Source organism: Streptomyces sp. NPDC056580 (assembly GCF_042793175.1).
GTDB lineage: Bacteria > Actinomycetota > Actinomycetes > Streptomycetales > Streptomycetaceae > Streptomyces.
Window position 1 is genome coordinate 81387 of sequence record NZ_JBHTVE010000015.1, and the last position, 12482, is coordinate 93868.

The window sequence follows — 12482 nt, forward strand, 5'->3', positions numbered from 1 at the left end:
CGCCCTTCGGCTGACCGGCACGGTGCAACTCCGCCGGCCGGCGGCCCGGGGAGCCGCCCGGGCCGCCGGCCGGCCTCCGTCAGCCCCTCAGCCGCTCGTACGCCGGCAGGGTCAGGAAGTCGGCGTAGTCCTCGTCGAGGGACACCTGGAGCAGGAGGTCGTGCGCCTGCTGCCAGTGCCCGGCCGCGAAGGCCTCCTCGCCGAGCTCCTCGCGCACGGCCGCCAGTTCCTCGGCCGCGACCTTGCGGGCCAGTTCCGGGGTGGCCTTCTCGCCGTTCTCGAACTCGACGCCCGCGTTGATCCACTGCCAGATCTGGGAGCGGGAGATCTCCGCGGTGGCCGCGTCCTCCATCAGGTTGAAGATGGCGACCGCGCCGAGCCCGCGCAGCCAGGCCTCGATGTAACGGATGCCGACCTGGACGGCGTTGACGAGACCGGCGTAGGTCGGCTTCGCCTCCAGCGAGTCCACGGCGATCAGGTCGGCGGCCTCGACGTGGACGTCCTCGCGCAGCCGGTCCTTCTGGTTCGGCCTGTCGCCGAGCACCTTGTCGAAGGACTCCATGGCGATCGGGACCAGGTCGGGGTGGGCGACCCAGGAGCCGTCGAACCCGTCGTTCGCCTCGCGGTCCTTGTCGGCGCGGACCTTCTCGAAGGCGACCTTGTTGACCTCGGCGTCGCGCCGGGACGGGATGAACGCCGCCATGCCGCCGATGGCGTGCGCGCCGCGCTTGTGGCAGGTGCGGACGAGCAGTTCGGTGTACGCCCGCATGAACGGCGCGGTCATCGTGACCGCGTTGCGGTCCGGCAGCACGAACTTCGGCCCGCCGTCGCGGAAGTTCTTCACGATGGAGAACAGGTAGTCCCAGCGGCCCGCGTTCAGGCCCGATGCGTGGTCGCGGAGTTCGTAGAGGATCTCCTCCATCTCGTACGCCGCCGTGATCGTCTCGATCAGGACGGTGGCGCGCACGCTGCCCTGCGGCACGCCCACGTAGTCCTGGGCGAAGACGAACACGTCGTTCCACAGCCGGGCCTCGAGGTGCGACTCGGTCTTCGGCAGGTAGAAGTACGGGCCCTTGCCGAGGTCCAGCAGCCGCTGGGCGTTGTGGAAGAAGTACAGGCCGAAGTCGACCAGCGCGCCGGGCACCGGCTTGCCGTCGGCGTCGACGAGGTGCCGCTCGTTCAGATGCCAGCCGCGCGGGCGCATGACGACCGTGGCCAGCTCCTCGGCGGGGCGCAGGGCGTAGGACTTGCCGGACCCGGGGTCGGTGAAGTCGATGTTCCGGGTGTACGCGTCGATCAGGTTGACCTGGCCGAGGACCACGTTCTCCCAGGTGGGCGCGGAGGCGTCCTCGAAGTCGGCGAGCCAGACCCGCGCGCCCGAGTTGAGCGCGTTGATGGTCATCTTGCGGTCGGTGGGGCCGGTGATCTCGACGCGCCGGTCGTTCAGCGCGGCCGGGGCCGGGGCGACCCTCCAGGAGTCGTCCGCGCGCACGGCGGCCGTCTCCGGGAGGAAGTCGAGGGTCGAGGTGCGGGCGATCTCGGCGCGGCGCTCGGCCCGGCGGGCGAGGAGTTCGTCACGGCGCGGGGTGAACCGCCGGTGCAGCTCCGCCACGAAGGCGAGCGCCGCGTCGGTGAGGACCTCCTCCTGCCGGGGCAGGGGCTCGGCGTCGACGATGGCCAGCGGAGACGGCGCTGGTGCGGACATGAGCTGTCACTTCCTTCAGCGGTGGCACCGGGTGCCAAGTGGCACGAAATGGACGATCTGCGCCCGCTGTGCGACCGGGCGCTTCTGAGCAGTGGATAGTAGTTTCCTCATCGTGGAACTTCAATGGTTTGTTGATGTCGAGAATCTCCGGGTCGAGGCAAGGTGGCGCTCGGTGCCACCGCGTTCACTCAAGGTGGCCCAGGTCCGCCTCGGTGTCGATGTCGTACGGTTCGGCCACGTCAGCGCACTCCACCAGCCTCAGCGCCGCCGCGTGCTCCCGCAGGTAGGCACGGGCTCCGCGGTCGCCGGTGGCGGAGGCGGTGATGCCCGCCCAGTGCGCCGCGCCGAACAGCACCGGATGCCCGCGCACGCCCTCGTAGGCGGCCGACGCCAGCGAGTTCTCGTCCTCGAAGACCCCCAGCACCCGGGCCGCCGCGGCCGGTCCGATGCCCGGCTGGTCGACGAGGCTCACCAGGGCCGCGGTCACGCCCGTACCGGCCAGTGAGTCCAGCCCGGCGCGCAGGGACGAGCCCATGCCCTCGGCCCAGCCGGGGTTGCCGACCGTGACGCAACCGCTCAGGTCCGCCCGGGCCCGGACGTCGTCCGCCGCCGCGCCGAGCACCACATGGATCCGCCCGCAGCCGGCCGCGCGCAGCACCCCGACCGCGTGTTCGACCAGGGGCCGCCCCCGGTGTTCCAGCAGCGCCTTGGGCCGCCCGCCGAGCCTTCTGCCGCCGCCGGCGGCAAGCAGCAGCCCGGCGACCCTCTCCCCGTGTCCGTCCCGGTTGTCCGTCATGCGTCCTGCATACCCGAAGCGGGCCGCGTCGGCCGGGCCCCTTGGGCTGAATTTCGGCCCGCGCGGTGGCGCCGCCGGACGGCGTGGCGTTAACTGACCCGCGCACGACGGCGTGTGAGGGGGAGGGCTGTGTCGCGGAGCTTGGAGCAGAGGCCGGTGACCGGCGGCGACGAGGACGTGCGAGTGGCGGGACTGCGGACCGCGGTGTCCCGGCTGCGCCGCGAACTCGCCGCGCTTCCGGCGGACTTCCCCGACCGGGGGATAGCCGAGGACGAACTGGCCGCACTCGCGGCGATGGCCGCGGGCGGCACTCCCGACACCCCGCGGCTGCGCCGCTCCCTGTTGCTGATCGCGGGCGCGATCGGCTCGGTCAGCGCGCTGGCGCGCGGCCTGGCGGAGGTCAGGGAGGCGGTGGACCTGTTCGGCGGGCCACCCCGGAGTTAGGGCACGCCCGGCGCTTCCGGCCGCCGCGCGGCGACGACGAACGTCGCCGGACAGATCCCACCGCGCGGCCGTCCGCGACACGCTCGGCGCCGGGTGCGCCTGGACCTCGTGGTCGGGTCCGGGGGTCGCCGTGCTGGTCCGCGCCGCGCCGGGCGGCGTCGCGGAGGTGGTGGTCGCCGGCGCCGGCTCCTGTGAGGCGCTGGGGGCGGGTGCGCTTGGACCGCGTGGTCGGGTCCGCGGGTTGCCGTGCTGGTCCGCGTCGCGGAGGTGGTGGTCGCCGGCGCCGGCACCGCCACCGGTTCCTGTGAGCCGCTGGGGGCGGGTGGGCCCGGACCTCGTGGTCGGGTCCGGGGGCCGCCGTGCTGGTCCGCGCCGCGCCGGGCGACGCCGCGGAGGTGGTGGCCGCCGGCGCCGGCTCCTGCGAGCCGCCGGGGAGGGGCCTCGCGGCCGAGCCGAGCGGGTCTTGACCGCTCGGCGTCCGGGGCGGGGTCCGCGCCCGCCGTGCGGGCGGTCGCCGGACGGCTCCCGCCGCTGGACGGGGCCGGTCGACGCCCCATGGCACACCCGCGCACCGGGCGCCGGCAGGCCGGTCGTGCAGGGCCGCTCGCGCTCGGCGCCGGCGACGTCGGCTGCCGGCTGTCCGTGGCCGGCCTCCGAGTGTGCCGGCCGAGGGGGCTCAGGCCCCCGAACTCGCCAGCGCCTCGGACAGTTCCACGGCGATGCCCTGCAGTACCGGCACGATCCGCTCGGTCGCGGTCTCGGTGACCCGCCCGGCCGGTCCGGAGATGGAGATCGCGGCCGCCGTGGGGGAGTCGGGCACGGGCACCGCGAGGCAGCGGACGCCGATCTCCTGCTCGTTGTCGTCCACCGCGTACCCCTGCCGGCGCACGTCGGCCAGCGCCGCCAGGAAGCCGTCGGGCGTGGTGATGGTCTTCTCCGTCGCGGCCGGCATGCCGGTGCGGGAGAGCAGGGCGCGCACCTCGTCGTCGGGGACACCGGCCAGCAGGGCCTTGCCGACCCCTGTGGAGTGCGGCAGCACCCGGCGCCCCACCTCGGTGAACATCCGCATCGAGTGCTTGGACGGCACCTGGGCGACGTAGACGATCTCGTCGCCGTCGAGCAGGGCCATGTTCGCCGTCTCGCCGGTCTCCTCCACCAGCCTGGCGAGGTAGGGCCGCGCCCACGTGCCGAGCAGCCGGGACGCCGACTCGCCGAGCCGGATCAGCCGGGGGCCGAGCGCGTACCTGCGGTTCGGCTGCTGGCGTACGTAACCGCAGGCCACCAGGGTGCGCATCAGCCGGTGGATGGTGGGCAGCGGCAGCCCGCTGGCCGCGGACAGCTCGCTCAGGCCGACCTCACCGCCCGCGTCGGCCATCCGTTCCAGCAGGTCGAAGGCGCGCTCCAGGGACTGGACCCCGCCGCCGGCGGAGGACTTGGCGGAGTCGGTGGTGCTGGCGCTGGACGTCGGCACGGCACGTTCCTTTCGGGACTGGCGGGGAGGGCAGAAGCCTACCCGGCGGCCGGTTGACTCCCTGCTTGTACATAGCTACGTTCTGCTCATCGGAATTCTAATTCCGCTTTGTGGAAACGTCCAGGGCTGTCGTGCCCGCGCCGCCGCTGGAAAGTCTGCCCCTTGACGGCGGAGGACGGGGAGTGAAGACTCCTTCAACAGAACGTTGAAGTCCGTTACGTGGATGTAAATCCCGTTTCCCGGGCGTGAACGGCGGCAGAGAGAGGGGTCCGGGTGTCCGACGCTGAACTGGTGCTGCGCTCGACGCGCGTCATCACACCGGAGGGGACAAGGGCCGCCACGGTCACCGTGTCCGACGGCACCATCACGGCCGTGCTGCCGTACGACGCCGCCGTACCGGCCGGGGCGCGCCTTGAGGACTTCGGCGACCACGTGCTGCTGCCCGGCCTGGTCGACACCCACGTGCACGTCAACGACCCCGGCCGCACCGAGTGGGAAGGCTTCTGGACGGCGACGCGCGCGGCCGCGGCCGGCGGCATCACCACGCTCGTCGACATGCCCCTCAACTCCCTGCCGCCCACCACCACGGTCCCCAACCTGCGGGTCAAGCAGGAGGTCGCGGCCGCCAAGGCGCACATCGACGTCGGCTTCTGGGGCGGCGCCCTGCCCGGCAACGTCAAGGACCTGCGCCCGCTCCACGACGCCGGGGTCTTCGGCTTCAAGGCGTTCCTCTCCCCGTCCGGCGTCGACGAGTTCCCCCACCTCGACCAGGAGCAGCTCACCCGCTCCCTGACCGAGATCGCCGGCTTCGACGGGCTGCTGATCGTGCACGCCGAGGACCCGCACCGGCTCGCCGCCGCCCCGCAGCACGGCGGCCCCAGATACGCCGACTTCCTCGCCTCCCGCCCCCGCGACGCCGAGGACTCGGCCGTCGCCACCCTCATAGCGGAGGCGAAACGCCTCGACGCGCGCGTGCACGTGCTGCACCTCTCCTCCAGCGACGCGCTCCCGCTGATCGCGGCCGCCCGCGCCGAGGGCGTGCGCCTCACGGTGGAGACCTGCCCGCACTACCTCACCCTGACGGCGGAGGAAGTCCCGGACGGCGCCAGCGAGTTCAAGTGCTGCCCGCCCATCCGCGAGGCCGCCAACCAGGACCTGCTCTGGCAGGCCCTCGCCGACGGCACCATCGACTGCGTCGTCACCGACCACTCGCCCTCCACCGCCGACCTCAAGACGGCCGACTTCGCCACCGCCTGGGGCGGCATCTCCGGCCTCCAGCTCAGCCTGCCGGCCGTGTGGACCGAGGCCCGCCGGCGCGGCCACGGCCTGGAGGACGTCGTCCGCTGGATGTCCACCCGGACGGCCGCCCTGGCCGGCCTGGCCCGCAAGGGAGCCATCGAGGCCGGCCGCGACGCCGACTTCGCCGTCCTCGCCCCCGACGAGACCTTCACCGTCGACCCGGCCGGGCTCCAGCACCGCAACCGGGTCACCGCCTACGCCGGCCGCACCCTGTCCGGCGTGGTGAAGTCCACCTGGCTGCGCGGCGAACGGATCGTCGCCGACGGCGAGTTCACCGAACCGAAGGGCCGGCTGCTGACCCGTACCCCCTGATTCACTGCCCCCGCGACCGCGGGGACCGACCACCGGAAGGAAACCCTGATCACAGTGACGGCGATTGCGAGCTTCACCGGCGACGCGAACCCCTACGGAGGAGGCGACCCCTACGCGGACTACCGCACCACGGACCTGCCCTTCACCCAGTACGCCAACCTCGCCGACCGGCGGCTCGGCGCCGGTGTCATCGCCGCCAACGACGAGTTCTTCGCCCAGCGGGAGAACCTGCTGGTCCCCGAGCGGGCCGAGTTCGACCCGGAGCACTTCGGGCACAAGGGCAAGATCATGGACGGCTGGGAGACCCGGCGCCGGCGCGGGGCCTCCGCCGGGCACCCCTGGCCGACGGACGAGGACCACGACTGGGCGCTGGTCCGGCTGGGCGCGCCCGGCGTGATCCGGGGCATCGTGGTCGACACCGCGCACTTCCGCGGTAACTACCCGCAGGCCGTCTCGGTGGAGGGCACCTCGGTACCCGGCTCCCCGTCCCCCGAGGAACTGCTGGGCGACGACGTGAAGTGGACGACGCTCGTCCCGCGCACCCCGGTCGGCGGCCACGCGGCCAACGGCTTCGCCGTCTCCGCCGAACAGCGCTTCACGCACCTGCGGGTCAACCAGCACCCCGACGGCGGCATCGCGCGCCTGCGCGTGTACGGCGAGGTCGTCCCCGACCCGGAGTGGCTCGGGGCGCTCGGCACCTTCGACGTGGTCGCGCTGGAGAACGGCGGCCGGGTCGAGGACGCCTCCGACCTGTTCTACTCACCGGCCACCAACACCATCCAGCCCGGCCGCTCCCGAAAGATGGACGACGGCTGGGAGACACGCCGCCGCCGCGACCGGGGCAACGACTGGATCCGCTACCGGCTGGCCGCCCAGGCGCAGATCCGCGCCCTCGAGATCGACACCGCGTACCTGAAGGGCAACAGCGCCGGCTGGGCGTCGGTGTCCGTCAGGGACGGCGAGGACGGCGACTGGCGGGAGATCCTGCCCCGCACCCGCCTCCAGCCCGACACCAACCACCGGTTCGTGCTGCCGGAGCCGGCCGTCGGCACCCACGCGCGCGTGGACATCTACCCCGACGGCGGCATCTCCCGCCTGCGCGTCTTCGGCTCCCTGACCGAGGAGGGCGCGACCGCCCTCGCCGCCCGCCACCAGGAACTCGGCGGCTGAGCCGGCGCGCCGCCGCGCGCACCCGGCGGGCACGCGCGCGGCGGCGGCAGGACCGAGGGGTACGCGCACGTGGGGCGCACCGGCCGGACGGTGACGGCGCGCCGGCGCGCCGGACGGGCGGGGCCGCCGCCGGTCACCAGGGCCACCTCGCCGTCAGGAGGTCCGTTCGCCGTCGTCATCCGTCCGTACCGGCCGCCGCGGGCCCCGTTCACCGGCGGCGAACGGACATCGGCCTCGTCACACTCCGGAACTCTTCGCTCCACCTCCCGCGTTCTCTCCGCGTGACCCTTCAGCAAGAGATCGTCGGCAACGCCATGCAGATGGCGGTCGTCAACCTGCACCCCGGCCAGACCGTGTACTGCGAGGCGGGGAAGTTCCTGTTCAAGACGACGAACGTGACCATGGAGACCCGGCTGTCCGGCCCGTCGGGCAACGGCGGCCGGCAGCAGAACGGCTCCGGCGGCATGGGCGGCATGCTGCGCCAGGCCATGGGCACCGCCATGCAGGTCGGCCAGCGGGTGCTGGCCGGCGAGTCGCTGGCGTTCCAGTACTTCACCGCCCAGGGCGGCCAGGGCACGGTCGGCTTCGCGGGTGTGCTGCCCGGTGAGATGCGCGCCCTGGAGCTGGACGGCACGCGCGCGTGGTTCGCCGAGAAGGACGCCTTCGTGGCCGCCGAGTCCAGCGTCGAGTTCGGCATCGCCTTCCAGGGCGGCCGCACCGGCATGAGCGGCGGTGAGGGCTTCGTCCTGGAGAAGTTCACCGGGCACGGCACGGTGATCATCGCGGGCGCGGGCAATTTCATCGACCTGAACCCGGCCGACTTCGGCGGCCGCGTCGAGGTCGACACCGGCTGCGTCGTCGCCTTCGAGGAGGGCATCCAGTACGGCGTCCAGCGCGTCGGCGGGCTGAACCGGCAGGGCATCATGAACGCCGTGTTCGGCGGCGAGGGCCTGTCCCTGGCCACCCTGGAGGGCAACGGCCGGGTCATCCTGCAGTCCCTGACCATCGAGAGTCTCGCCAACGCCCTCAAGAAGGCCCAGGGCGGCGACAAGCAGGGCCCGACCGGCGGACTGTTCTCCACGCACGCGGGCTGAACCGGCGCTTCCCGGGCTCATGGTGTGCCCGTGCCCGGCGGAACCGCCCGGCTGCCGCGCCCCGTTCCGCGTGGGCGGAGTGGCCGGGCACGGAAGCCGTCGGCCGCCCCCGGATCCGGTCGAGGACCGGAACCACCGGGGACCCGGTCCGGCCGGGTGCGGCGGACCGGGTCCCCGGTGACCGGAACCGGCCGGAGGATCAGGCGACGGCGCCGCCGCTGTCGGCCTCCATGGCCACCCGCAGGCTCCTGGGGCGCATGTCCGTCCAGTTGTTCTCCACGAAGTCCAGGCATTCGGCCCGGCCCTCCTCGCCGAAGACGGCCCGCCAGCCCGCGGGTATCTCGGCGAAGGCCGGCCACAGCGAATACTGTTCCTCGTCGTTGGCGAGCACGAAGAACCGGCCGGACTCGTCGTCGAATGGGTTCACGCTCATGATGCCTCTCCGCAGGACGGTGCGAATTATCCGAGTGAAGGGGGTCGGCAAAGACTATCCGGCCGATTCCAAGTCCGTCCGAAAACCGGTCGAACCGCGTTCGAGCCGGTCCGGGCGGACGCGGCCCCAGCCACTGCGCGGCCTGCCCGGCGCCGCACGGACGGCGCCGGTGCCGGCCTCCCCGGGGCGCCGCTCACGGCCGGCGACCGGGCTCGGGCGAATCCCAGGCCGGCGCCGTCCCGCTGTCCTATCCTGACGTCGAGGTACGGCACGAGGACGCCGTGGTGCCGGCGGCCCGGCCGGACGCCGCGCCCGACGACCCGCCGCCGTGCGGCGCGGACCCCGGGCGGACCGCGCGGGCGGCCGCCCGCGCCATCGCCGACGACCACGCCCCTCACGAGTCTTCTCCCGAGAGGTGAGTACGTGACGATGTCCGCGCAGGACCTGTGGTTCCGCCGCTACCAGCCGGCGCACGCCCCGCGGGCCACGCTGTTCTGCTTCCCGCACGCCGGCGGCTCCGCCAGCTACTTCCACCCCCTGTGCAAGGCCCTGGCACCCGAGTTCGACGTACTGGCCGTGCAGTACCCGGGGCGTCAGGACCGCTACGGCGAGCCGCTGATACCCAGCGTCGACGCCCTGGCCGACGCCATCCACGCCGAGATCACCCCGCACATGGCGGGACCGGCCGCGTTCTTCGGGCACAGCATGGGCTCGGCCGTCGCCTTCGAGGTGGCCCGCCGCCTCGAACGCGACGGCCACCCGGCGCCCGTCCTGCTGTTCGCGTCCGGCGGCCGGGCGCCGAGCCGGGTCCACGACGACGGCGTGCACCGGCTCGGTGACGCCGGCCTCATCGCCCAACTGCGCGCCATGGGCGGCACGGACGCCCGCGTGCTCATGGACCCGGACCTGCTGGAACTGGTGCTGCCCCCGCTGCGCAACGACTACCGCGCCATCGAGACCTACCGCCAGCGGCCGGACGCCCGCATCGGCGCCCCGATCGTGGTCATGATCGCCACCGACGACCCCCGGACCAAGGCCGAGGACGTGCGGGCCTGGCACGGGCACACCACCGCCGGCGGCACCTCCCACCTGTTCCAGGGCGGCCACTTCTACCTGGAGAGCCAGGGTGCGCGGGTCGCCGAGGTCATCGGCGGCACCCTGCGGGACCACCTGGCCGGCCGGTACCGCCCCGAGGACCCCACCGGACGGGACGCCTCGCTGCACCCCTGAGGGACCGGTGCCGCCCCGACCGGCGGCACCGCACGGGCGGCATGACAGCGTCGGCAGGCGCGCCCGGCGGGCCGAAGGGAACCGAAGCGGGCACCCCCCACCCCTAGACTGCTGGGACCGCTGTGGGCGTGTGCCCGCTGGGCCTCGGGGGAGTCCGGAAGGGGAGCGATGAGCAGGCAACCGGTGATCGAGCTCAGGGAGTTCGGGGACGCGTTCCGCAGGGACCCGCACCCGGTGTACGCCAAGCTGCGCGAGCAGGGACCCGTGCACCGCGTCCGGTTCGCCGGCGCGGACAGCGGCCAACTGGTCTGGCTGGTCGTCGGGTACGAGGAGGCGCGCGCCGCGCTCGCCGACCCCCGGCTGGCCAAGGACACCGCGAGGATCGGCTCGCCCATGCTGGACGAGGAGAAGATCGGCAAGTACCTGCTGGTCGCCGACCCGCCCCAGCACACCCGGCTGCGCTCCCTGGTCACGCGCGCGTTCACCATGCGCCGGGTGGAGCGGCTGCGCCCGCGGATCCAGCGGATCACCGACGACCTGCTGGACGAGATGCTGCCGCGCGGCCGCGCCGACCTCATCGAGGCGCTCGCCTACCCGCTGCCCCTCACCGTCATCTCCGAACTCCTCGGCGTCCCGGACCTGGACCGCGCGGAGTTCCGCCGCATCTCCACCGAGGTCGTCGCGCCGACCGACGCCGACACGGAGTACGACGCCATCGTCCGCCTCGCGCGGTACCTCGCGGACCTGATCGAGGACAAGCGGTGCGCCGGCCCCACCGACGACCTGCTCAGCGACCTGATCCGGACCACCGCCGAGGACGGCGACCGGCTCTCCTCGCGGGAACTGAGCGGCATGGCCTACCTGCTGCTCATCGCCGGCCACGAGACCACCGTCAACCTCATCGGCAACGGGGTCCACGCCCTCCTCACGCACCCGGACCAACTCGCCGCCCTGCGGGCCGACATGAGCCTGCTGGACGGCGCCGTCGAGGAGATGCTGCGCTACGAGGGCCCGGTGGAGACCGCCACGTTCCGGTACGCCGCCGAGCCCCTGGAGATCGCCGGCACCGCGATCGAGCAGGGCCAGTCGGTGATGATCGGGCTCACCGCCGCCGACCGCGACGGCGGCCGCTACGCCGAGCCGGACCGCTTCGACATCCGCCGCGACGCCCGGGGCCACCTCGCCTTCGGCCACGGCATCCACTACTGCCTCGGCGCGACCCTGGCCCGCCTCGAGGGCCGCATCGCCGTCGGCACACTCCTGGAGCGCGCCCCCGGCCTCGCCCTCGACGGCTCCCCGGGCGAGTGGCTGCCGGGCATGCTGATCCGCGGGATGCGCAGCCTTCCCGTCCGCTGGTGACCCGCCCGGACCCGGCCGGAGGCATCCGCCGGTGAACGGCCGGGCTCCGGCCGGACGCCCGCGCCGGTCCGCGGCACGGGTTCAGCCGTACGACGGCTGGACCCGGTCCTGGATCTCCACCAGCCGCACCGGGCGGCGCTCCCGCCGGGAGACCTCGCAGGCCTCGGCGATCCGCAGCGCCTGCAGGGCCTCCTGGCCGTCGCACGGGTTGGGCCGCTCACCGCGCAGCACCTCGACGAAGGCGCACAGCTCGGCCTCGTAGGCGGGCCCGAACCGCTCCAGGAAGCCGGTCCAGGGCCTGGACGCGGCCGGCGGCCCGGTCGGCTCGGTGGACGCGACCGGCGTGCGGTCGTCCAGGCCCACCACGACCGTGTCCCGCTCCCCGGCCAGTTCCATGCGAACGTCGTACCCCGCCCCGTTCAGCCGGGTCGCCGTCGCCGTCGCGAGCGTGCCGTCGTCCAGGGTGAGCAGCGCCGCGCCGGTGCTCACGTCGCCGGCCTGGCGGAACATGGGCTGCCCGGCGTCCGAGCCGGCCGCGTACACGTCCGTCACCTCGCGCCCCGTCACCCAGCGCAGCGCGTCGAAGTCGTGGATCAGGGTGTCCCGGTACAGCCCGCCGGACAGCGGCAGCCACTCCGGCGGGGGAGGGGACTGGTCGGCCGTCGTCGCCCGCACCGTGTGCAGCCGCCCGAGCCGGCCCGAGCGCACCGCCTCCCTGGCGCCCGCGTAACCCGCGTCGAACCGCCGCTGGAAGCCCATCTGCAGCACCGTGCCCGCCGCCTCCACCTCGGCGAGCGCGTGCAGTGTGCCCGGCAGGTCCAGGGCGATGGGCTTCTCGCAGAAGACCGGCAGGCCGGACCGGGCCGCCCGGCCGATCAGCTCGGCGTGCGCCGCGGTCGCCGTGGTGATCACCACCGCGTCCACGCCCCATCTGAAGATCTCGTCCACCCCCGGCGCCGCCGTCTCGCCCAGCCGGTTCGCCAGCGCCTGCGCCCGTGCCGGATCCGCGTCGGTCAGGATCAGCGACCCGACCTCGCGACTGCGGCTGAGCGTGATCGCGTGAATGGTGCCGATGCGGCCCGTACCGATGACCCCGATGCGCATGGAAACAAAGTGGGGGCGGAGACCGGACCCTGTCAATCGCAATGTCCGGACAACCGGACTACACG

At 73.6% G+C, this 12482-nt stretch carries 11 protein-coding genes; 6 read left to right on the forward strand and 5 right to left on the reverse strand.

Going from position 1 to position 12482, the window contains the following annotated elements:
- Nucleotides 1-79: 79 nt before the first annotated feature.
- Entirely contained in the window at nt 80-1705 is a 1626-nt protein-coding gene (gene aceB, locus ACFQ9Z_RS30075; RefSeq protein ID WP_383025957.1) for a malate synthase A, read from the reverse strand.
- Nucleotides 1706-1889: 184 nt separating this feature from the next.
- Nucleotides 1890-2501, reverse strand: coding sequence for an NTP transferase domain-containing protein (locus ACFQ9Z_RS30080; protein ID WP_383025961.1), 612 nt, complete (start codon nt 2499-2501; stop codon nt 1890-1892).
- Between the two features lie 129 nt (nt 2502-2630).
- Here ACFQ9Z_RS30080 and ACFQ9Z_RS30085 point away from each other — a divergent pair, with 129 nt between their 5' ends.
- Entirely contained in the window at nt 2631-2945 is a 315-nt protein-coding gene (locus tag ACFQ9Z_RS30085) for a DUF5955 family protein (protein WP_383025964.1), read from the forward strand.
- Nucleotides 2946-3621: 676 nt separating this feature from the next.
- On the opposite strand, the gene ACFQ9Z_RS30090 is transcribed toward ACFQ9Z_RS30085, so the two are convergent.
- Complete coding sequence (locus ACFQ9Z_RS30090) at nt 3622-4416, reverse strand: IclR family transcriptional regulator (RefSeq protein ID WP_383025967.1); 795 nt, start codon at nt 4414-4416, stop codon at nt 3622-3624.
- A 273-nt stretch (nt 4417-4689) separates the two neighbouring features.
- Between ACFQ9Z_RS30090 and allB the strand changes: the two genes are divergently transcribed.
- The 3 genes from allB (at nt 4690) to ACFQ9Z_RS30105 (ending at nt 8291) form a co-directional block, all read left to right on the forward strand.
- Nucleotides 4690-6027, forward strand: a complete 1338-nt coding sequence (gene allB, locus ACFQ9Z_RS30095; RefSeq protein WP_383025972.1) for an allantoinase AllB — start codon at nt 4690-4692, stop codon at nt 6025-6027.
- Nucleotides 6028-6081: 54 nt separating this feature from the next.
- Nucleotides 6082-7197: an allantoicase gene (gene alc / locus ACFQ9Z_RS30100; protein ID WP_383025975.1), complete on the forward strand. Its 1116-nt coding sequence runs from the start codon at nt 6082-6084 to the stop codon at nt 7195-7197.
- Nucleotides 7198-7478: 281 nt separating this feature from the next.
- Nucleotides 7479-8291 (forward strand): AIM24 family protein, encoded by an 813-nt coding sequence (locus ACFQ9Z_RS30105; protein ID WP_383025978.1) that lies wholly within the window; start codon nt 7479-7481, stop codon nt 8289-8291.
- 199 nt (nt 8292-8490) lie between these two features.
- Here the strand turns inward: ACFQ9Z_RS30105 and ACFQ9Z_RS30110 are convergent, their stop codons facing one another.
- The gene (locus ACFQ9Z_RS30110) at nt 8491-8724 is read right to left on the reverse strand and encodes an MbtH family protein (RefSeq protein WP_383025982.1); all 234 of its coding nucleotides are present in this window, start codon (nt 8722-8724) and stop codon (nt 8491-8493) included.
- 429 nt (nt 8725-9153) lie between these two features.
- Here ACFQ9Z_RS30110 and ACFQ9Z_RS30115 point away from each other — a divergent pair, with 429 nt between their 5' ends.
- Both ACFQ9Z_RS30115 and ACFQ9Z_RS30120 read left to right on the forward strand, forming a co-directional pair.
- The gene (locus tag ACFQ9Z_RS30115; RefSeq protein ID WP_383026465.1) at nt 9154-9954 is read left to right on the forward strand and encodes a thioesterase II family protein; all 801 of its coding nucleotides are present in this window, start codon (nt 9154-9156) and stop codon (nt 9952-9954) included.
- Between the two features lie 168 nt (nt 9955-10122).
- A complete protein-coding gene (locus ACFQ9Z_RS30120; RefSeq protein ID WP_383025985.1) occupies nt 10123-11313 on the forward strand; it encodes a cytochrome P450 in 1191 nt (396 codons plus the stop codon).
- Nucleotides 11314-11394: 81 nt separating this feature from the next.
- Here the strand turns inward: ACFQ9Z_RS30120 and ACFQ9Z_RS30125 are convergent, their stop codons facing one another.
- A complete protein-coding gene (locus ACFQ9Z_RS30125) occupies nt 11395-12417 on the reverse strand; it encodes a Gfo/Idh/MocA family oxidoreductase (RefSeq protein WP_383025987.1) in 1023 nt (340 codons plus the stop codon).
- Between the last annotated feature and the right edge of the window lie 65 nt (nt 12418-12482).

Excerpts from the sequence above, each read along its gene's own strand:
- aceB (WP_383025957.1), bottom strand. The coding sequence starts at position 1,705 with ATGTCCGCACCAGCGCCGTCTCCGCTGGCCATCGTCGACGCCGAGCCC.
- ACFQ9Z_RS30080 (WP_383025961.1), bottom strand. The coding sequence starts at position 2,501 with ATGACGGACAACCGGGACGGACACGGGGAGAGGGTCGCCGGGCTGCTG.
- ACFQ9Z_RS30110 (WP_383025982.1), bottom strand. The coding sequence starts at position 8,724 with ATGAGCGTGAACCCATTCGACGACGAGTCCGGCCGGTTCTTCGTGCTC.
- ACFQ9Z_RS30115 (WP_383026465.1), top strand. The coding sequence starts at position 9,154 with ATGTCCGCGCAGGACCTGTGGTTCCGCCGCTACCAGCCGGCGCACGCC.
- ACFQ9Z_RS30120 (WP_383025985.1), top strand. The coding sequence starts at position 10,123 with ATGAGCAGGCAACCGGTGATCGAGCTCAGGGAGTTCGGGGACGCGTTC.
- ACFQ9Z_RS30125 (WP_383025987.1), bottom strand. The coding sequence starts at position 12,417 with ATGCGCATCGGGGTCATCGGTACGGGCCGCATCGGCACCATTCACGCG.